Source organism: Asaia sp. A2, from assembly GCF_057319415.1.
In genome coordinates, this window is record NZ_JBXWTO010000003.1 from 89,975 (window position 1) to 111,618 (window position 21,644).

15 protein-coding genes are annotated in these 21,644 nt (G+C 59.0%); 6 read left to right on the forward strand and 9 right to left on the reverse strand.

The features are described from left to right. Positions 1-156: 156 nt before the first annotated feature. Positions 157-1,665, reverse strand: a complete 1,509-nt coding sequence (locus ACWNRM_RS03865; RefSeq protein ID WP_485169612.1) for a glycosyltransferase family 2 protein — start codon at positions 1,663-1,665, stop codon at positions 157-159. A gap of 276 nt (positions 1,666-1,941) precedes the next feature. Here ACWNRM_RS03865 and ACWNRM_RS03870 point away from each other — a divergent pair, with 276 nt between their 5' ends. Then, positions 1,942-3,198 (forward strand): AGE family epimerase/isomerase, encoded by a 1,257-nt coding sequence (locus ACWNRM_RS03870; RefSeq protein WP_485169611.1) that lies wholly within the window; start codon positions 1,942-1,944, stop codon positions 3,196-3,198. Positions 3,199-3,306: 108 nt separating this feature from the next. On the opposite strand, the gene ACWNRM_RS03875 is transcribed toward ACWNRM_RS03870, so the two are convergent. From ACWNRM_RS03875 to edd, 8 genes are all read right to left on the reverse strand, one after another. Then, a complete protein-coding gene (locus ACWNRM_RS03875; RefSeq protein WP_485169610.1) occupies positions 3,307-4,053 on the reverse strand; it encodes a hypothetical protein in 747 nt (248 codons plus the stop codon). A 124-nt stretch (positions 4,054-4,177) separates the two neighbouring features. Next, positions 4,178-5,758 carry a bifunctional phosphoribosylaminoimidazolecarboxamide formyltransferase/IMP cyclohydrolase gene (gene purH, locus ACWNRM_RS03880; protein WP_485169609.1) on the reverse strand — a complete coding sequence of 527 codons (1,581 nt, stop codon included), beginning with the start codon at positions 5,756-5,758 and terminating at the stop codon, positions 4,178-4,180. Between the two features lie 55 nt (positions 5,759-5,813). Next, on the reverse strand, positions 5,814-6,374 hold the full coding sequence (locus tag ACWNRM_RS03885) for a metal-dependent hydrolase (RefSeq protein WP_485169608.1): 561 nt from the start codon (positions 6,372-6,374) through the stop codon (positions 5,814-5,816). A 237-nt stretch (positions 6,375-6,611) separates the two neighbouring features. Continuing rightward, positions 6,612-8,102 (reverse strand): efflux transporter outer membrane subunit, encoded by a 1,491-nt coding sequence (locus ACWNRM_RS03890; protein ID WP_485169607.1) that lies wholly within the window; start codon positions 8,100-8,102, stop codon positions 6,612-6,614. Continuing rightward, positions 8,099-9,193, reverse strand: a complete 1,095-nt coding sequence (locus ACWNRM_RS03895) for an HlyD family secretion protein (protein ID WP_485169606.1) — start codon at positions 9,191-9,193, stop codon at positions 8,099-8,101. Before ACWNRM_RS03895 ends, ACWNRM_RS03890 begins: the two co-directional genes overlap by 4 nt. A 3-nt stretch (positions 9,194-9,196) precedes the next feature. Further along, entirely contained in the window at positions 9,197-10,792 is a 1,596-nt protein-coding gene (locus tag ACWNRM_RS03900; protein ID WP_485169605.1) for an MFS transporter, read from the reverse strand. A gap of 338 nt (positions 10,793-11,130) precedes the next feature. Continuing rightward, positions 11,131-11,721, reverse strand: a complete 591-nt coding sequence (gene eda, locus ACWNRM_RS03905) for a bifunctional 4-hydroxy-2-oxoglutarate aldolase/2-dehydro-3-deoxy-phosphogluconate aldolase (protein WP_485169685.1) — start codon at positions 11,719-11,721, stop codon at positions 11,131-11,133. Continuing rightward, positions 11,621-13,609, reverse strand: a complete 1,989-nt coding sequence (gene edd / locus ACWNRM_RS03910; RefSeq protein WP_485169604.1) for a phosphogluconate dehydratase — start codon at positions 13,607-13,609, stop codon at positions 11,621-11,623. The genes eda and edd overlap by 101 nt, the downstream gene beginning before the upstream one ends. Before the next feature lie 300 nt (positions 13,610-13,909). On the opposite strand from edd, the gene ACWNRM_RS03915 reads away from it, so the two are divergent. The 5 genes from ACWNRM_RS03915 (at position 13,910) to ACWNRM_RS03935 (ending at position 21,630) form a co-directional block, all read left to right on the forward strand. After that, positions 13,910-16,834 (forward strand): TonB-dependent receptor domain-containing protein, encoded by a 2,925-nt coding sequence (locus ACWNRM_RS03915; RefSeq protein WP_485169603.1) that lies wholly within the window; start codon positions 13,910-13,912, stop codon positions 16,832-16,834. 163 nt (positions 16,835-16,997) lie between these two features. Further along, positions 16,998-18,635 carry an FGGY-family carbohydrate kinase gene (locus ACWNRM_RS03920; protein ID WP_485169602.1) on the forward strand — a complete coding sequence of 546 codons (1,638 nt, stop codon included), beginning with the start codon at positions 16,998-17,000 and terminating at the stop codon, positions 18,633-18,635. 111 nt (positions 18,636-18,746) lie between these two features. Beyond that, the gene (locus ACWNRM_RS03925) at positions 18,747-19,640 is read left to right on the forward strand and encodes a carbohydrate ABC transporter permease (protein WP_485169601.1); all 894 of its coding nucleotides are present in this window, start codon (positions 18,747-18,749) and stop codon (positions 19,638-19,640) included. Positions 19,641-19,644: 4 nt separating this feature from the next. After that, positions 19,645-20,472 (forward strand): carbohydrate ABC transporter permease, encoded by an 828-nt coding sequence (locus ACWNRM_RS03930; protein ID WP_485169600.1) that lies wholly within the window; start codon positions 19,645-19,647, stop codon positions 20,470-20,472. 54 nt (positions 20,473-20,526) lie between these two features. Beyond that, positions 20,527-21,630 carry an ABC transporter ATP-binding protein gene (locus ACWNRM_RS03935; protein WP_485169599.1) on the forward strand — a complete coding sequence of 368 codons (1,104 nt, stop codon included), beginning with the start codon at positions 20,527-20,529 and terminating at the stop codon, positions 21,628-21,630. The last annotated feature ends 14 nt before the right edge of the window (positions 21,631-21,644 follow it).

Sequence of the window (21,644 nt, forward strand, 5' to 3'; positions counted from 1 at the left end):
CGATAACGAGAACCCCTGTCAGGCAGTTCTCGGCTCGTCATAACTTGAAGATGGGAGCATAAACGAAAATTCCAAGGCCGTTTCGGCATGATTTATGCCCTCGGCCTTGGCTGTGGAGATACAGCAAACTACGTGTCGCTCAGCGATACCGGCTTATTACGCGAACTGCGCATCTTCCCCGGCAGGAAGTCTCGACGCCTCGAACTCATCCAGTGAGAACAGACGGCCATATATCTCGATCTGATCTGTTTGCAGATAGACCTGCACGCCAGGTATCGTGACACGAACAAAGCGCCCGATAACGCCATCCCGGTCTTCCCAGCTGAATGGCTTACCATCTAGACCGCCAAAAACAGGCCCATTTTTCCTGTCGACAATTTTGGTCCAGAAGAAGCGATCATGGGAAACTTCTATCGTGAAACTGGCCAGCCGCTCCATCACGCCGTCAAGACGGTTGAAAATCATGATCTGATGGATGTGACAAAGTGCTCCGAGGTCAACCATCCACCAGGGGTTGTCCTCCAGGGCTGTGTGATGCTGCGGATGCCCCGTCAGATGGCCAGAAACGGCGCGGCAGGCATCCTCATCGCGCGATCCCTCATGCAGTGTAGAACTTTGTGTCGCCCGCCGGCCCTGCGAGAGGAGTTCCCATCTTGAGCCGGGGATGACACTTGATTGCCACGCCTTATCGAGCAAGGACGACCAGTAATCGGCGAGATACGGATCGAACACGGCATTCGTATCTGCATGATACGCTGCGCGTTCCTGCCGGCTCTTATGCATCCAGTGTGTCTGGGCCGTGAAGTCCCCCTGACACCCGCGCATCACGCGCCGCGCAAAATCCTGCTCTGATCGTATATTAAAATGGGCGATATAGCCCGCCTCAACAAGGCGCTCACGGCGGTTTTCTGTGTTGAGAAAAGACCATGCATGCTCAGGAAAATTATCGTAATAGCCCGCCATTGATTCGCCGAGCATATTACATGCGCGCAAAGGCGCTCCCAAGGCATAGAGGTCATGGTGGATCGCCACATGCGGGTTCTCTGAAGACAGGCGATAGGACACTGCCCCTGTTTTTGCGAGGATTTTGGTGAAAGGCGATGCTCCACTTTCACGATAACGATAGTTTCGCAGGACGCTGCCCGCCGGTCGCTCGGCGTGACCGGCATGACCATAACCGCACCAGTTGAGGTAGATGGCGTCGTAGTCTCCCCCGAAACGCGCGCTGACACTGCGTATGTCGTTACTGCCAGGCAGGCAGACAAACTCATCGATATCCAGAAACATCAGCCACCGTGTCTCATGCACATAGTGACGCAGGAAATGGCGATACATCTGAAACTGCTCGCCGACATAACGAAAATGATGGAATGTGACGAATGGCTCGTCCGTCATGATGAATGGCAGGACGGCTTCGTAAAGCGCGGTGGGTTCATCGTCATTGCAGTAAAGATAGACGTGATCGAACCCGATGGAGCGGTGATAGGTCAGCCACTCGACCACACTCTCCACCTCCCATCGGGCGCAGGCCACCAGCACATGCTGATGGCGCGGCACAGGCCAGATTCCCTTGTTTCTGGCAACCGCCAATGGGAGCTTGCCAAATCCCGCAAAGTCATGGGAGGAGGAATTTGGTGACCGTGACGGCGCCATATGTTTACTCATCGTCCTGTTGCTGAAAGAATATAATGATAACGTGCTGATAAGGCACAATAAGACGCGATCTGCCGCATCCCTAGTGAATTCTTGTGACAGAGAAGGGTCAGAGGCGAACACCGTGCGGCTTTATTTGGCGCACGCTTGTTCACATTCAGATGACCTGTCGATCGGCTCTTGTCGGGGCGCGCAATCTTCTGTCGCGAAACTCATTCCCTCGCCGTGCGTGATCATTACTGTTCGTGCAATGCAAGGCCCTTGACGGCCAATTACGGGACAGTTTCGATGACCGACCTCCTCTCCCCCATGCTTCTCCCCGAAACCAGCTGGGTGCGCCGTTCCGCCCATCGCCTCTGGTTGGCAGCAGAGGGCCGCCGTCTGCTGCGTTTTGCAATGGCATCCCGCATGGAAGGCGGTTTTGGCGCCTTGGGGCGCGATGGCACCTTACCGAAAGATGCCCTGCCCGACGGTATTCTGACGGCCCGGATGGTTCACGCGTTTTCGATGGCAGCCCTGCAGGGCATTCCAGGCTGCCTCCCGTTGGTGCGCCATGGTGTCAAGGCATTGCTGGGTCCGCTTCACGACAAGGCACATGGGGGCTGGTATGAGTCCCCTGCGGCAAAAGACAGTCGCAAACAAGCCTACCTGCACGCCTTCGTTGCCTTGGCCGGGTCATCGGCTACCCTGCTGGGCGTGGAAGGTGGCGAAAGACTTCTGAGTCTTGCGACCGACATTCTCGAAACGCATTACTGGTCCGAAGACGAAAGCGTCATGCGTGAGAGTTTCGCCTTCGACTGGAGTGACGAGGAAAACTATCGCGGCGCGAATGCGAACATGCATTCTACGGAATCGTGTCTCGCCCTGGCCGATATTACAGGGGATGAGAAGTGGCTCGATCGTGCCCATCGTATCGTACACCGCTTTGTGCACGAGATCGCGGGAAACCACGATTACTGCATGCCCGAGCATTTCAACCGGGAATGGACACTCCTCAAGGAGTACAACCACGACAAGAAGACAGACCCCCTGCGTCCTTATGGCATGACACCGGGGCACTTTGCGGAATGGGCCCATCTGACGCTTAAAGTAGAGGCCGCCTTACTTCGACGCGAGGGCGTTGCTCCCGGCTGGATGCTGCATGACGCACGCGCCCTGCTGGATTCAGCCCTGCGTTACGGCTGGGCGCCTGATGGTGAGCCTGGCATGATCTACACGATTGATTGGGATCACAAGCCAGTCGTGACCGCACGGGCGCACTGGGTGCAGGCCGAAACCGTGACAGCCGCAGTGAACCTGCTCAAGCGCACGGGCAGCCCCGCCTATGAAACATGGTATCGCAAGGTCTGGGACTATATCGCCAGCACATTGATCGACCATGAATATGGTGGATGGCGTAATGAGGTGGACGCACAGGGCCGCTATTCAGACGCGGTCTACCCGGACAAGGCTGATCTGTATCACGCCTTCCAGGCAACGGTTGCCCCCATACTCCCCCTGTCGCCCTGCCTCACACTCGCGTTGCGTGAGTCAGACATCGTTTGAGGACGTCGCGCGATCGATAGCGCCTCGGCGGGTCGTACTAAAAATTCCGGATGGTACCGCCACCCGGCATTTCGCTTATCGAGACATAAGCTGAACCGCTGAGGGACCTTATTCAGTGCCTCCCGGCGCCTCGATCTGATCGTAACCTGCCGATCCCGGCGGCGCGCCGCGCGGGACGAGCGGTTCATCTGAAACATGAATGGCCTGCAGTCTGTCGGGCCCAAGACTCCTTGCCACGACCAGCTTGCCATAGGCGGTCTGATAGCCGTAACCCTCGGCATAGATCGGTGCCCCAAGACGCAGGAAAGACGTGCGGGCACCAGAGGCAGGCACACGCAGCACGGTACCATTATCGAGCAATGCCCCGTTCAGCGCCCCGTCACCATCATGCAGCAGCCGCGTGATCCGGCCCTGTGTGCTGGCGGGAGGCGCTGCTGTCACGAGTTCCGGCATGGGCGAGGCACAAAGTTCCTGCCCATTACTCAGCGCGAAGGCTCGAACAAGACGCAGCGATGGTGCGGCAAGCCCACGAACGGTGATGGTCGCCCCAGCACGCATGTGGTGATCCTGCGCGGCCAGACCGGGGGGCATTTCGATTTCGGTGCCATCCTTGAGCAAGGCACCTACAACATCACCCTGCGTCCCGGGCAGAAGGCGATCTATCTTGCCAGAGAAACGAGGGAGACTTGTCAGATCGAAAACACATCCCGCCGGGAGTGAGCCGGGCGCAGGCTGCGATATAGTCCCCTGAGGCTTCGTATCCCCTGAGATGGCAGGCTGAGCAGCGGCACGTTCGGCAGGCGCGACCACCAACGCAGCAACGAATCCTACCAGCAAACCGGTTCTGATCTTCATGTTCCCCCCTCGAGAGAGCTATCTCAGCCCTGTCCTTCACTACCGACTGATTGACGCCCCGTTACCCGGTGCGACTTAAGTCCAAGGCACCGGGCAATCGGAAAAGCGACAACGCAGACCAGTTTCAATGACGGAAATGGCGCATACCGGTGAATACCATGGCAATGCCAGCTGCATCGGCAGCGTCGATCACTTCCTGGTCGCGGATGGAACCGCCCGGCTGGATAACAGCAATGGCACCGGCCGCAATCACGCTCTCAAGGCCGTCAGCGAAGGGGAAGAACGCGTCAGACGCCGCGACTGATCCTTCTGTCAGTGCCACCGTCTCACCTGCGGCCTCGGCTGCGTCGAGGCTCTTGCGGGCCGCGATACGGGCTGAGTCGACGCGTGACATCTGCCCGGCCCCGATGCCGACCGTGGCGCGATCCTTGGCGTAGATCACGGCATTGGATTTCACGTGCTTGGCAACGCGGAAAGCAAAAAGCAGATCAGCCATTTCAGCGTCGGTCGGTGATCGCTTGGTCACGACACGCAGATCGGCTTCGGTCACCTGACCGGCATCACGGCTCTGCGCCAGGAAGCCGCCAGCAACTGATTTGAAGGTCATGCCCTCAGCCGTGGCAGAAGGCACGCCCCCCGTCAGGAGCAGGCGCAGGTTCTTCTTGCGGCTCAGCGCCGCGCGTGCGCCTTCGGTGGCGTCGGGGGCCACGATCACCTCGGTAAAGATCGTGGCAATCTGCTCGGCTGTCGCCTCATCAAGTGTGCGGTTCAGCGCGACAATGCCGCCAAACGCTGACACAGGGTCACATTTGAGCGCGGCTTTCCACGCCGCCTCGAGCGTCTCGGCGCTGGCTACACCGCAGGGATTGGCATGCTTGACGATCACCACGCTCGGCTTGTCGAACTCGGCAACAGCCTCAAAAGCCGCATCCGTGTCGTTCAGGTTGTTGTAGCTGAGCGCCTTGCCCTGAATCTGCGTTGCCGTGGCGATACCGAAACGCTTCTCACCGGTCACATAAAAAGCGGCCTGCTGATGAGGGTTCTCACCATAGCGCAGGGATTCACGACGCGTGCCACTCAGCGTCATGGTTTCTGGCAGGGCGTCGCCGCGCTGGCCGGCAAACCAGGTGGCAATCATCGCATCATAGGCACCCGTATGGGCATAGGCGGCACCTGCCCAGGCCTTGCGCTCAACCAGCGTGGAACCACCCGCCTCAAGCGATGCCTTGAGCGCATCATATTGTGCGGGCTCTGTCAGGATCACGACATGATCGTGATTCTTGGCTGCCGCGCGGATCATGGCGGGCCCACCGATATCGATATTCTCGATACAGTCTTCAGGGCCTGCTCCCGACGCGACGGTCGCGGCGAAGGGGTAGAGGTTGACGCAGACGAGATCGATAGGCGCAATATTGTGTTCAGCCATCTGGGCCTTGTGCGAGTCCAGATCACGACGGCCAAGAATACCGCCGTGGATCTGCGGCACCAGCGTCTTCACGCGACCATCGAGAATTTCGGGAAAGCCCGTGTGATCGGAAACATCCGTCACAGGCAGTCCGGCATCACGCAAGGCTTTGGCCGATCCACCCGTCGAGAGAAGTTGTGCGCCGTGCGCGACCAGCGCCTTGCCCAGATCGATCAGACCGGTCTTGTCTGAAACGGAGAGAAGCGCCCGGCGGACGGGCAGGCGATCGGGAGAGGTCATGACGGGCTCCGGAATGGCTGAATTTCAAGAGGTGCTCATAGGCGTCCAAGCCATTTTAAGCAATAAAAGCCATGCAACGGGCTTTACCGATGTGAGGCGCAACCGGTGTATGGTGGCCGGGCCGGCGCGCCTCATGGGTTAGAAGATGATACGTCACGCTGCCCAACAACCCGAGGCTGACAAGCAGGATCATATATTCGCGCAGGCTGCCCACCTTGGCATATGGCCAAAGAGAGATTCTGTTGCGCGATAGTGGATAAAGTGCCCAGCATCCGCCGGTAACGAGGTCGCCCGCGATATGGCTGGCATACCCGATCAGGAAACTGCCCAGCGCCGAATGGAGGACGCCTTCGCCGAAAAAATGGACTGCCGTCATTGCAAGCAATAATGGAACCGCCAGGGAATGGGTGACTGTTCTGTGGCCCACCCATCGGGAAAGCCGCCGTGACAGCCACGGCAGGCGACAACCGAGCATGGATCGTTCGGTGTCAGCATCAGGTGTCAGGCTCCCCAGGGCAGCCATTCCCAGGGAGGCGAATGTGAACGGCACATAGCCCGCCGCCGCGGCCGTTATTCCACAGGCCAAACCAAGAACGATATGGGAACGTCCATTCATGCCGCCTTATGGCATCACTTGATCATTTCCGTCTAGGTCGATGATTCTAAACAAGACTCCGAGTAGGATTTTTTCTTCAGATTGGCACCATGATCGCGCAAAGATCGCGATCTGTTGTCTCACACCTAAACGGAAAAAACTTTAACCTCTAAATAATGTAATATCAGGAAGTTGGTTGATATTGATAAACTGATATCTAAAGATACAACTTTTCGCATATCGGATAAACCGACGACCCTAACCTGCTGACTTTGATGCTTTATCGTCGGAAAACGCCGAGTACTCCCAACCTCCACCTAGTGCTCGGTAGAGCGCGACGAAAGCGGTCGCAATTTGAATCCTGTTGGCCGAGAAAGTCGCCTCCGCGGCCAATGCCACAGCTTCCGCCGTGTCGACCTGAAGGAAGTCCACAGCCCCTTCGCGGTAGCGTTGTTGCGCCACTTCGACGGCCTTGCGGCTCTCCTGCCACGCAATCCTCGTTTGCACGAGACGCTTCTGCGACTGGGCATAAGCCGTCAAGGCATTGTCGACCTCGTTCCAGGCCGTCGTCACGGTCTGATGATAGGCAAGCGCCGCGTCCTTCTGCTCAGCCCGTCTCAAGGCCAGCGTCCCGCGCAGGCGTCCGCCCTCGAAAAGTGGGACAGACAGGGTCGGCCCCGTCGCAAACTGACGAGATGGCAGTGAGAAGAAATTTGCCGCAGACAGCGTCTGCGTGCCCATCTGCCCCGTCAGGGTAATATCCGGGTAAAAGGCAGCGATGGCGACCCCGACGCCAGCCGTCGCCATATGCAGCCTGGCTTCCGCTTCACGAATATCAGGACGCCTGCGTGCCAGGGCTGAGGGCACGCCGATCGGTGCAGCCGCCACGATGATCGGCATCGTGCCCTCACGGCGTGCCAGTTCCTGCGCGAGGCTTCTCGGCGGTTCGTCCAGAAGCAGGCCGATGGCGTTGATCAGCGCACTTTCCGAATTGCGCAGGGTGGGAAGCGCCGAGGCCGTATTGGCCTGCTCCGTACGGGCCTGCGCCAGATCGAGCGTGGTTGCCGCGCCGTTGCCAAAACGTGACTGCACAAGGGCCAGATCATGATCGGAAATCGCCATGTGCCGCTCAGTAATTGCAATCTGGTCCTGAACACCGCGAAGCTGCATGTAGCTGTCAACCAGTGTCGCGACCGTACTCAGGGCAAGGCCGTGGCGTGCTTCGGCTGCAGCCTCCTGTGCTGCGTGCTGGGCTTCGACGGCGCGGCGTATCTGCCCGAAAAGGTCAAGATCCCATGATGCGCCAAGCGTATTCTGAAAGAAGTCATATTCGTTCGGCGCACCATTGCGTGGCTGCACAAGCGAAATGAACCCTGTCTCACTCTGATGGGTGCGGGTATAGGAGCCGGCCCAGTTCAGGCTAGGGAGTCCCTGCGCGGCGGCGATGCGCGTTTGCGACCGGGCCTCGGCAATACGTTGCATCCCGCGTTGCAGGTCAATGTTCTGCACCGCAAGGCGATCGATCAAATGATTGAGTTCAGGGTCGTTGAACTGCTTCCACCAGGCCACGTCGACCGGGCCGCCATAGGTTGCACCTGCCACATCCCGTGGCTCCGCCCCGAACTGCGCCGGCGAGATCACGTCCGGACGTTTGAAATCGGGGCCCATCGTACAGGCTGCAACCATGCTACCGAGGCAGCACAGCGCTATTCCGTCGCGCAGAATAGCCACCCGCCTGATCGTTCTCATCGTGCGGTAATCCCGTTCGTACTGTGCCGTTGCTTATTCACGATGTCTTCGAGACGGGTATCGACCGTTGCCTCGACCGAAAAGCCCATGCGCAGCAGCTTGGCGAGAGGCTGGTTCGGGGCCACGACGATCTTCACGGGAAGGCGCTGGACAATCTTGGTGAAATTCCCCGTGGCATTTTCCGGGGCGATCGGTGCGAAGGCAGCACCGGAAGCCGGGGGGATGCTGTCAACAATGCCGTCGAGATCCATATCATACGCATCGACATGGATACGGGCATGCTGTCCGGGGCGCATATGGCGCAGCGCAAGCTCACGATAATTCGCCATGACCCAGAGCTGATCCATCGGCACAAGCGCCATGAGGGCGGCACCCGGCGATACATAATTGCCCGATTGAACGGTCTTCTCGCCCACCATACCGTCAAACGGCGCGCGTATCTCGGTATAGGACAGGTTGAGCTCGTCCTGCCGCACCACGGCGTGGTCAATCTTGAGCGTTCTGAGAGCCGCCTCATGGCGTGCCCGCAGGATCGGAATTTCATCCTGTGCTGCCGTGATTCGCGCTTTCATGCTCCTCAGATTGGCCTCCATTTCTCGCATGGAGGCATCGGTAAGCTGACGCTCCTGCGCGGACCCTGCGCCGGTCTGAGCCAGGTTGTGATAACGCTCGGCATTCTGCCTGGCATAGACGAGTTGCGCCTCGATCCGCGCGGCCTCTGCCTTGCTTTCCTCGATCATGCTCGGCTGACGATCCACCGCCGCCTCGGCATCGAGCACAAGCGCCTCATCGTGCGCGAGCTGGGCACGACTGCGCGTAAGCGCCGTTTCGTAGTCGCGTGGATCAAGCCGTGCCATCACCTGCCCCGCCTTGACGCTCTGGTTGTCATCCACCAGCACCTCGACCACCTGCCCCGGTACACGCGGCGCAATGGTGGCGTAATGGGCTGTCACATAGGCATCATTGGTCCAGACCTTGCGGTTTGGTACGAAAATGATCGCAAGAATGATCCCGCAGAACACCACGAGGATGAAGCCTGTCACAAGGAAAGGCCATTTGGCGGGGCTGCTTTTCTGATCGTCTGAGGCCATGATTCAGGATTTTTTCTTCACGAACATGAGGCGGGGGGGATAGGTCCGCTGAGGCAGGAGAATGACCCATGCCATGAGGAAAACCGTGATCCCGGCGATGATGAGATAGGCGTCAGACAATTCCAGAACGGTTGTCTGATGGGCAACCTGATATTTGAAGGTAGGCAACGCATCCGGACTGCGCGGGGTACCGTCAGGCAGTAAAGGCGCCGGGCGCTGCAGGGGAATGGCATTCGCCTGAAAGGTGCGGTAGCGATCCAGCCCGATGCGGTCCGTAATGCGGTTGGAATGTAGCCCACCGCGCCAGCGATGGATGAGCTGAAGCATCCAGACGCCAATAGCCTGTGACACGGCACGCGGGGTGTTGACCATTGCGGAGGCAAACGGCCCCTCGGCGGGGACGAGCGAGTTGGTGGACATCATGAGCAAAGGCATGACAATCATCGCCTCACCTGCCCCCATAAAAATCTGCCACAGATAGAATTCGTTGCGGTTCCATCCGACCGTCAGAAAGCTGTCGCCAATACACGCCATGCAGATCAGGCACATGCCCAGCAGGCTGACCACGCGGCTATCAACCGCCTTGCTGTTCAGCACGACAGCCATAAGCGGCAGCATGACGAGCTGGATACAGGCAATCTCCAGCGTGACAGGATAGATCTGTTCCGGCCGGTAGCCAGCCACCTCCTGCAGGAATGTCGCGGGCAGGGTCGATGAGGCCAGAGACACCACAAGGAAGATAAGCAGCGTCGTTGCCCCGTAGGCAAAATTGCGTCGACCGAGCAACTGGATACGAAACAGCGGCGTATGCTGCTCCCATTCATTGATCACCAGAAGGGGAATACAGACGGCAGCCACCAGGGCCATGACGCAGATGGCCGGTGAATTGAACCAGTCCAGCCGGTCTCCCTGTTGCAGCATCGTGGAGAGCGCCCCGAAGCCGAATAGAATGAGGAGCGCACCCTTCCAGTCGAAATTGCGGAAGCGTTTGTAATTCGGCTCCTCCGGCGCGATGCCATACCAGATAAGCGAGATTGCCAGACTGCCAAAAGGCACGGCCTGCCAGAAGACAAAGCGCCAGTCGACCAGATCGGTCCACAATCCTGCCAGCGCCGTGCTGAGATTGGGAAAAAACGTGGCTGTCAGGGAGTAAGCCGCAAGGCCATAAAGCCGCACGGGCGGCGCGAGTACACGCAGGGCCACCAGCAGCAGCAGCGGTACGGCAAACCCACCAGCCAGCCCCTCGATGAGACGCAATCCATAGAGCAGGGTCAGATTGTGGTTGAACGGGATGCAGGCGGCGGAAAGGCTGGCAATCATCGCCACCACCACGGCAAAGCGACGAACACCGAAGGTCAGCGCCATCCAGGGCGCGAGTGACATTCCCATGACTTCAGCCGACAGATAGAGACTGTTGAACCAGGTCCCGGGATCGTGGCTGATGCCCAGCCCACCCAGGATGTCAGGGAGCGATTGTGACGAGACCTGCTCGTTGAGTTCGGTTGTCATCGCAAGCACGATGACACCAGCCAATCCGAAATAGGATCGCCCCTGCTTCGTCATGAAAGCGGCTGAAAGCCGAGCGGGTCCGGGTGACATTCTATGGAGGGCATGTCTGTGTCTATCCGTCGAAAGACTTCGACTTGGCAATGATCCCGATCATAAATTCTAAGTTATAATATCTGACCGACCGATCAAATCCATGAACAGCCAGAACCGCCAGATCTGGGGGATAATCTCTCATAATCCATGACGCGCAGGAAACATTCCGCGAGATAGGCAATGAGACAGTGCGCCAATTACATGCGTGCCCCTTACTTCCACCCCCTGCCTGACGCCTCAGCAGGCACCAGACGAAGGATACGAGACTGAGGGCCGCGCAAAACCAGTCCCCCTGCATGAAACCGGCATAGGGTTACTCGCCTGCGCGCCTTGCCTCAGCCTGCCATTTTTGCGGCGTTACGGGCACGGGCCTCGATCGCCGCCGCGTCGAACGGACCGGACGTCAGCCAGGAGCCACCAACACATGTGACAGCGGGTTCAGCAAGCCAGGCGCTGGCATTGTCTTCCGTGATCCCGCCCGTGGGGCAGAAACGGGCCTTGCCGAACACGGCGGCAAGTGCCTTGAGCGCGGGCAGACCCCCGTTAGCCATGGCGGGGAAAAATTTGAACCGGCTTAGTCCAAGGTCGAGCCCACGCATGATATCACCCGCATTGGCCACACCCGGCAGAAGCGGCACGTCATGACGCTGGGCTGCGGCGGCCACTTCTGGCGTCAGACCGGGGCTTACGATGAACTGTGAGCCCGCATCGACAGCGCGTGCCAGATCATCACCGTTCAGCACAGTGCCCGCACCGACATGAGCGCCCTCAACCTTGGACATTTCCCTGATGGCATCGAGTGCGCACTCGGTGCGCAGCGTCACCTCAAGCGTGGTCAACCCGCCCGCGACCAGCGCCTGCGCGATCGGCCGGGCCAGAGACAGGTCCGGTATGACCAGCACCGGAATGACCGGGCAACGCGTCATGACCGAGTCGAGCAGAGTCGTGTCGAGCATCAAAGAATTCCTTGTCGAGTTCTGTGGCATGCAGGTCCATCGTGTCTTCGAGAGCGGCAAGCATGGCTGAGCCCCCTTTCTCTGCCGTATCGGACCGGCTGCGCATCAGTGTGAAAAGCTCGCGTCCCGTACCCAGTCCGGGCAAGGGCGGCAAGGCCGGTTGACGCGCCTGCCAGGTGGCGGGCTCGACCAGCGCCTCGATCTGCCCACGGCGGGCACAGATGCGCAGCATGTCGCCATCCTCGATCCGGGCAATCGGGCCGCCGGATTGTGCCTCAGGGCAGATATGGATGGCAGCTGGCACCTTCCCGCTTGCGCCCGACATGCGACCATCCGTGAGCAACGCAACCCGATAGCCCTTGTCCTGAAGGACTGCCAGAGTGGGCGTCAGGCGATGCAGCTCGGGCATGCCGTTTGCATCCGGCCCCTGAAAACGGACCACCACAATGACATCACGGTTCAGCTTGCCTGCCTTGAAAGCGGCGATGACATCTTCCTGACGATGAAACACTGCAGCCGGTGCCTCAATGGTCTGGCGGTCATCATCGACGGCACTCGTCTTGTAAATGCCACGGCCGAGACTGCCCTGAACCAGACGCATTCCGCCATCCTGACGGAAGGGCTCGCGTGTATCGCGCAGCACGCTGCGATCAGATGACGCGCGCGCTGCACTGTAAAGCAGGGCCTCTCCCTCCAGTCGGGCACGACAGGCGTAATCCGCATAGCCCCCCTTCGAGACGGTCAGAATATCCTGGTGCAGCATCCCGGCCTCGCTCAGCGCAGCAATCAGCGTTGGCAGCCCACCGGCTTCCTGCATCGCGTTCACATCGGCCGAACCGTTAGGATAAGCCCGTGTCAGCAGTGGCACGGCCCCGGAAAGCGCATCGAGATCGCTCCAGTCGATACAGATCCCTGCCGCACGCGCAATGGCCGGCAGATGGATGGCATGATTAGTGGAACCACCCGTGGCCAAAAGCCCGACCGCCGCATTCACGATGGCCTTTTCATCCACCATTTGGGCAAGTGGGCGATGATCCACGCCGGGCCGTGAAATTTCAATAAGGCGATGCACAGCCTTGCGATTAAGCGCCTGACGGATGCGGGTACTCGGGTTCCAGAAGGCAGAATCGGGCAACATCAGGCCCATCATCTCCACCATCATCTGGTTGGTATTGGCCGTGCCATAAAAAGTGCAGGTTCCCGCACCGTGATATGACGCGGCCTCAGCCTCCATAAGGGCGCTCGAATCCACCTTTCCCTCGGCATAAAGCTGCCGTACGCGCTGCTTTTCCTTGTTCGGCAGCCCCGATGTCATGGGGCCGGCCGGAACGAGCAGCGCGGGCAGATGGCCAAAGCGCAACGCGCCCATGAGCAGCCCGGGCACGATCTTGTCGCATATGCCCAGCAGCGCCACGCCCTCGAACATCCCGTGGCTCAGGCCAATGGCCGTTCCCATGGCTATATTGTCTCGCGACAGCAAGGAGAGCTCCATACCTTCCTGCCCCTGCGTGACGCCGTCGCACATGGCCGGCACGCCGCCAGCCACCTGCAATGTGGCACCCATTTCGCGGGCGAAAAGACGCATCTGGTCGGGATAGCGTGCGTAAGGCTGATGCGCCGAGAGCATGTCGTTGTAGCTGGTGACCACACCCAGATTCACCCCGCCCCCACGCATGAGACGCGCCTTGTCTTCCCCTGATGCCGCAAGCGCGTGAGCCAGATTGCCGCAGGCAAGACGCGGGCGTGAGATGCCCTTCTGACGGTTTCTCTCCATAAGAGCGAGGTAACGACGCCGCGACACGGCGGAACGCTCGATGATGCGCTCGGTGACGGAAGCAACGACGGGATGAACGGTCATGGCGGCTCGCTGGAAGCTGTTTGGCGCTCGCGTTTTCGCGAGCAGCGCCGTTGTAAAGTTTCCGTGAACATCCCGTCAAGAGCGAGAGGGTAATAAGATTTCCTTTCTGCTCCAGGATTAGCAATTTCCTAACGCAACCCATGCAACAAGCTGTTGCATGGGGAACACATTGCAATGGGAATGTCACAATTGCACGGCGTGACACTATATTACGATATTGAAACTCTTGATCAGCATGTGCCATTTCCAACGTCAATTCGGAGTTCTTTCCGCCCTCAATTCCTTTCGCGAAAGTGACCAATGGCCATTTCCCGCACACGCATCTGCCGCGCCTCAATGCTGCTTGGCGCGACATTCCTGGCCAGCGCCAGCGCATCTGCCCATGCTGAAACCACCGTACCTGCCCATCACGCCGCGGCGCATAAAAACACGGCAAAGCACGCGGCCCAGTCACGCACTGTAACCAAAGATGCAGCGGTCGCCCCTGCGGCAACCACGCCCACCACAGGCGCGCGTCGCAAGACGCTGCGCAGCCTGTCGGGCGCAGCACCTGCAGGAAACGAGAGCATTACGGTCGTCGGCTCGGCGCTGAGCACGTCGAACAACACCAACGCGAACCCGGTGCAGATCATCACCGCCAAGCAGATCGCACAGACGGGCGTCAACAACCTGTCCGACTTCTTCTCGCGTCTGCCTTCCGTCGGCTCCAGCGCGACTACGAATGCTGTTACCAATGGCGGCGGCGGTGTGTCCTGTACCGATCTGCGCAACCTCGGAACGAACCGCGTTCTGGTGCTGATCGATGGCAAGCGTACGACCATCAACGGCAACTCGAACTGCGTCGACCTCAACTCGATCCCGCTTCAGCAGGTTGCAGGCGTTGAAATCCTGAAGGATGGCGGCTCCGAGCTGTACGGTGCCGATGCCGTGTCCGGTGTCATCAACATCAAGATGCGTCACGATGTGAACACCGGCAACATCACCATGCGCGGCAGCATCTCGCAGTATGGCGATGCACCCGAAGGCATGCTTTCCGCATTCAAGGGCTGGAATTTCGATCATGGCAGGGGCAACATCACCCTGTTCGGTCAGTACCTGACCTCAACCGGCGTGATGCAGCGTAACCGCGCCTGGGCAAACCCCGTGGCATTGACAAACCCGGTTTCAGGCCAGCCGACCTACGGCTCGTCGTACAGCACAAACGGTGTGTTCTACCCAAATAGCGGTGGCACCTACACCACGCATGATGGCGGCCAGACTGTTGTGCCGTTCACAAAGTCCGATCGCTATCCCTTCAACCGCGATTCCAGCCTGACCAACAACTATCAGGATTCCTCACTCTCGGGTGATGCACATTACGATGTGAACAAGCACCTGACAGTCTATGCAAACGTGCTTTACAGCCACCGCACGACAAACAGCTTCATGGCGCCCGAGCCCATGGCCGGCTCGATCCCGCCCAGCTCCCTGCCCAATGCGGTCATCGTGCCTGGCGACTATCCCGGCAACCCTTTTGGTGAGGACACGACCGTCTATCGCCGCATGGGCGAATGGGGTTCCCGCCGTTACGAGCGCGCCTCAGATACGGTGACCGGCATGTTCGGTGCAAAGGGCGAGATCACCCATGGATGGATGTATGATGCATCCTACACCTATGGTGTGAACCGTGAGAACGTTCGCAGCCTGAACATTGGCAACTACGCCAATCTGCTCAACACCTGGGGTCTGCGCGCTGAAGATCCGGGCAATCCGGATACCGCCCTCGTTTACGACCCCAGTGTCTGTCAGGCTTCCGCGGGCTGCGAACTCTCCTCGCCGTTCGGCAAGCTGACGCCGCAGGGCGCTGCCTATACCAACTACACCACGGCCGAAAACATCCAGTACCAGTTCCGCGACACTAACTTCCGTGTGCACAACAACCATGTTGTCAACATGCCCTGGAAGAATGGTGGCGATCTTGGCATCGCCCTTGGTATGGAACATCGCAGTGAGCAGATGAGCGACAGCCCTGACCCGCTGGTAGCTCAGGGTATCACGCTGACCAACACGCAGGCCTATACCGGTGGCGGCTTCAACGTTTCCGAAGGGTACCTTGAAGGCAAGCTGAACCTGCTGAAGAATGCCTTTTTGGCCAAGGATCTGACGATCGACGCCCAGGGTCGCTACTCGTCCTATAATACCTTCGGCGCGGCAAAGAACTGGAAGGTTGCCATCAACTGGGCACCGAACCGCGATATCCGCTTCCGTGGCACACTCGGCACGTCCTATCGTCAGCCGAATATCTTCGAGCTCTTCGGCGGCCAGCAGCTGAGCTACGAAACCGCTTATGACCCCTGCTCGCAGGTCGGCACCTACGGGGCCGCTTCTGCAACAGTTGCAGCAACCTGCGCACGTCAGGGGATTGGTCCGGGCTTCGAGATGCGTAACTCGGCTCAGGTCCCCACGCTTCAGGGTGGTAACTCTCAGGTCAAGCCAGAAACGGGTCGTACCTACACATTCGGTACGGTTCTGACCCCGCACTGGGTACCGGGTCTCTCGCTGTCGGTTGAATACTGGCATTACACGCTCAAGAACATGATCAGCGCGATCGGCACGCAGTATCTGCTCGACCAGTGCTATACGGGCGCGAACACCAGCTATTGCGGCAATATCGTGCGTAATGCGCAGACGCAGCAGATCCAGACGGCCTCTGCCCTTTACGAAAACCTCGGTGGCCTCCGCACGAGCGGTCTCGACTTCGACCTGGATTACAGCCTCCGCCTTACGCGTCATGACCGCCTGAATCTGAGCAACAACTTCCAGCAGCTGATCAGCTATCAGCAGCAGTATGTGCCCGGCGGACAGTGGTACAATTATGACGGCCGCCTGCTGTACAACAACAGCACGGGCCAGCCGCGCGTGCGCGACTATGCAACCGCAACATGGCGCCATGACGATTTCAGCTTCACTTATATGATGAGCTACACAGGTGGCATGGTCTGGAACGACCAGTCGGTCGATCTCGTCAAGGGAACTGTCGGTCGTTACAAGACGCCCGGTATCTTCAGCCACGACATCACGCTCGGCTATCAGCTGAACCGCTGGCAGTTCCAGGCAGGCGTACGCAACCTGTTCGACAAGAAGCCGCCTTACGTTGTCGATGGCGCCACAAACACCAACGTGTTTCAGTACGGCAATCTGATCATGGGGCGTAATGTCTTCGTTCAGGCTGGCGTGAACTTCTGATCGCTCTGTCCTTCGTAACACCATCAAAGCCCGGCATCTCAGGATGTCGGGTTTTTTTGTGCGATATCTCAAACATGTTGAGACAGATCACACGCATTGGTGAGTTGCATCCCAGAAGCTGAGTGGGAATATGACGAATTCGTAAGAGTTTGGATGGGTCACCATGGAAGTTGTTATTGGCGTTGATGTCGGCACGGGCAGTGCACGCGCCGGCGTGTTTTCCCTCACCGGAGAGAAGCTGGCTTCCTGTGTGACCGCGACCCGCACCTGGCGCCCTGAGACCGATTTCATCCAGCAATCCTCCACCGATATATGGGCTGCTGTTTGCAAGAGCGTCCGTACGGCGATGAGCGGGCTTGAGGGGAAAAACCCTGTGGTGCGCGGCATCGGGTTTGACGCCACGTGCTCGCTTGTCGTTCTCGATCGCGAGGGTAAACCCCTCTCTATCGACCCCAAGGGCGCTTCTGAGCAGGACATCATCCTCTGGGCCGATCACCGCGCGATGAAAGAAGCTGAGGAAATCAACGCCGGCCAGTATGAGGTGCTGCGTTACGTCGGGGGCACCATTTCTCCCGAGATGGAAACTCCGAAGCTGCTCTGGCTCAAACGTCACATGCCGGAGACCTTCGCCAAAGCCGGCTATTTCTTCGATCTTCCCGATTATCTGACATGGCGCGCAACCGGCGCAGATTCTCGCAGCTGCTGCTCGACGGTTTGCAAATGGACGTATCTTGCCCATTCCAGCGGCTGGGATGGCGCCTACTTCAAGGCAATCGGCTTGAGTGAACTGGTTGAAGAAAGCTACCAGCGCATCGGCAAGGATGTGCTTTCGCTGGGCGAGACCGTCGGGAACGGTTTGAGTGCCGATGCCGCGCAGGAACTCGGGCTCGAAGCCGGTATTCCGGTCGGTGTATCCGCAATTGACGCCCATGCCGGCGGTATCGGAGTGATCGGCTCCGCATCGGGTGAGACGGTTGATGATGCCGCACTCGACCGCAGTCTTGCGCTGATAGGCGGAACGTCAAGCTGCCACATGGCCGTGTCGAAAGAGGCACGTTATGTGGATGGGATCTGGGGCCCTTATTCTGAAGCCATGATCCCCGGCACGTGGCTGAACGAAGCCGGTCAGTCTGCCGTAGGCTCACTCGTGGATTTCGTCATTTCCAGCCATGCCTATGGGCCTGAGCTGGCCGAAAAGGCCAAATCAGAAGGTCGCACTGTTTACGAGCTGCTCAACGAGCGCCTGGCCGAGCTCGAAAAGGACACTCTGCCCGGCTCGCTGACGGCCGAATTTCATGTGCTGCCAGACTATCATGGCAACCGGTCGCCCTACGCCGACCCGACACTGCGCGGCATGGTGAGCGGGCTCAGTCTCTCGGCCGGGTTCGATGACCTTGTGATGCTCTATCTCGCGACCATTCAGGGCCTGGCCTATGGCACGCGCGATATCATCCGTGCGCTCAACGCCAAGGGCTACGCAATCGACACCATTTTTGCGACAGGGGGCGGCACCAAGAATCCCGTGTTCTTGCGTGAACATGCCAATGCAACGGGATGCCGTATCATGCTGCCCAAGGAGCCCGATGCTGTTCTCCTCGGCTCGGCCATTCTCGGCGCTGTTGCAGGCGGTGTTTACAGCGACATGCGCGTGGCCATGTCGCAGATGACCCGTGTTGGCGCGGAAGTCGCGCCTGATGCCCGCACGTCACGTTATCATAACGCCAAATTCGCCGTGTTTCAGGCGATGCATGACGAGCAGCTTCACCATCGTGCCCTGATGGCCGAAGCCCTCGCCCACTAGACCTCAAAGCCCCCACCCCACGTGGGGGATATTATCCGGACTGCCCACAAGACACGTTGAACTTTTCCCTTACAGCCAGGACGAGCGGCCTTACGCTCGTGGAGCTTGCCTATGGAAGCTGTCATCGCCACACCGGAGCGGGTGAAGCGCAAAGCGGGAGCAGGTGTATTCCTCTCCCCTGCGGTCATCATCCTGCTGATCTGGTCTCTGATCCCCCTCGTCCTGACTCTCTGGTATTCGTTCCAGAACTATAATCTGGTCGACCCGACCCTCAAGGGTTTCGCCGGGTTCAGCAATTACGTCTATCTGCTGACTGACCCGGATTTCCTCTATGCGCTGCTGAATACCGTTCTGCTCGTGCTCGGGGTTCTTGTCATAAGCGTTGGCGGCGGCGTGCTACTGGCCGTGCTGTATGACCAGGATTTCTTCGGGCGCGGCATCGCGCGTGTGCTGGTCATCTCGCCGTTCTTCGTCATGCCCACAGTGTCAGCCCTGTTGTGGAAAAACCTGATGCTGCATCCGATTTATGGCGTTTACAGCGCCATGATGCGGGCAGTCGGGCTGCAACCCATCGACTGGCTTGCCCATTATCCCATGCAGACGGTCATGATGATTGTTGCCTGGGAGTGGCTGCCTTTTGCCGTGCTTATCCTGCTTACGGCGGTCCAGTCGCTCGATCATGAGCAGAAAGAAGCGGCACGTATGGATGGTGCGGGGCCGATCGCCCGGTTTCGCTACATCATCCTGCCGCATCTGAGCCGCGCCATCACGGTCGTGATCATGATCGAGACCATCTATCTGCTGACCGTGTTCGCCGAGATTTCGGTCACGACCTCAGGTGGACCGGGCGTTGCCTCCACCAATCTGGCCTTCCTGATCTATTCACGCGCCCTGCTGCAATTCGATATCGGGGGTGCCTCGGCCGGTGGCGTGGTTGCAATCATCATCGCCAATATCATCGCCGCATTCCTCGTTCGTGCGGTCGCCCGCAATCTGGAGGCATGAGACCATGGCCCGGAAAACGCAACTCCTCCCCAAAATCGCGCTCGGTGTCGTCGGCTGGGCCGTCGCGCTGTGGATCTTCTTCCCGATCCTCTGGATGGTCCTTACCGGCTTCAAGAGCGAGATGGATGCAATCTCGACACCGCCCCATCTGATCTTCAAGCCGACACTGCAAAGCTATCACGACGTCTTTGCCCAGGAGAATTACTGGCACTTCACCTTCAACACTGTGTTCATGTCGGTGCTTGCTACGGGCGGCGCGCTGCTTCTGGGCGTTCCCGCAGCCTATTCGATGGCGTTTTTTCCCACCAGACGCACACGTGGCACCCTGCTCTGGATGCTCTCCACGCGCATGTTGCCACCTGTCGGCGTGCTGGTGCCGGTCTATCTCATCGCCCGCTCGACGCACATGCTCGACACGGTGATCGGTCTCGCGATCATCAATCTGCTGACCAACCTGCCGATCATCGTCTGGATGCTTTACACCTTCTTCAAGGAAGTGCCTGTGCCAATCCTTGAGGCCGGGCGTATGGACGGGGCCAATCGCTGGCAGGAGATCAGCGTCGTGCTGCTTCCGCTCGCCCTGCCCGGCATTGCCTCTACCGCGCTGCTCTCCCTCATCCTGTGCTGGAACGAGGCCTTCTGGTCGCTCAACCTCACCTCGTCGCGCGCTGCCCCTCTGGCGAGCTTCATTGCCTCGTTCTCATCGCCCGAGGGACTGTTTTTCGCCAAGCTTTCTGCCGCCTCCACGCTTGCCGTCGCACCGATCCTTGTCTTTGGCTGGTTCAGCCAGAAGCAGCTCGTACGTGGCCTTACGTTTGGCGCCGTGAAATGACCCTCTCTGAAATGACCTTCCCTTTCGGCTTCTCACGCTCTTTCGGAGTGAACAATGGCTAAAGTTGAACTGCACGATATCCGCAAGACCTATCACGCCGAAGAAATCATCAAGGGTGTTTCCCTTGAGATCAACGATGAGGAATTCGTGGTTTTCGTTGGCCCCTCAGGCTGCGGAAAATCCACCCTGCTACGTATGATCGCTGGACTGGAAGAGATCTCGGGCGGTGACCTGCTGATTGACGGCAAGCGCGTCAATGATGTCGAGCCCGCCAAGCGGGGCCTCGCGATGGTCTTTCAGTCCTATGCGCTCTACCCGCATATGAACGTCTACCAGAACATGGAATTCGGCCTGAAGCTGGCCGGCATGCCGGAAGCCGAGCGTCGCCAGAAAATCACCGACGTGGCCAGAACCCTGCAGCTCGATACCTATCTAAAGCACAAGCCAGGCCAGCTCTCGGGCGGCCAGAGGCAGCGTGTCGCAATCGGCCGGGCGATCGTCCGCAACCCCAAGGTGTTCCTGTTCGACGAACCCCTTTCCAACCTCGATGCGGCCCTGCGTGGCCAGATGCGTGTCGAGCTTGCCACCTTGCACCGTCGCCTCAAGGCAACGACGATCTACGTCACCCATGATCAGGTTGAAGCCATGACAATGGCTGACAAGATCGTTGTCCTGCAAAAGGGTGTCGTGGAGCAGGTTGGCTCACCGCTCGAACTTTACCATCATCCCCGCAACCTGTTCGTGGCGCGCTTCATCGGCTCACCGCCAATGAATTTCCTACCCGTGACCGTGCGCAGCATCAGTGAAGAGGGCATGACCGTTGCCCTCGATCACGGAACGCCCATCACAGTGCCCGTGCTGCCGGGTGAGTCCGCTTCTGCGGAAGCCATGACGCTGGGTGTTCGACCGGAGCATATCGTGCTCGACCCGAATGGCGAGATCTCAGGTGTGATCCGCATGGTCGAGCGGCTTGGCGCGCTCACGCTCTTGCACGTCGCGCTTCCGGATGGCGCGCTGATTATCGTGCAGACAGATGGCGATCACGGTGGCGAAGTGGATGCCACGGTCGGTCTGCGCCTGCTCTCGGAAAATTGTCACCTCTTCGACGCAAGAGGGATGGCGCTGACAAAGCTCGTGCGCCACCGTCTCGCCGGTTAACAAGAAAGTCACTC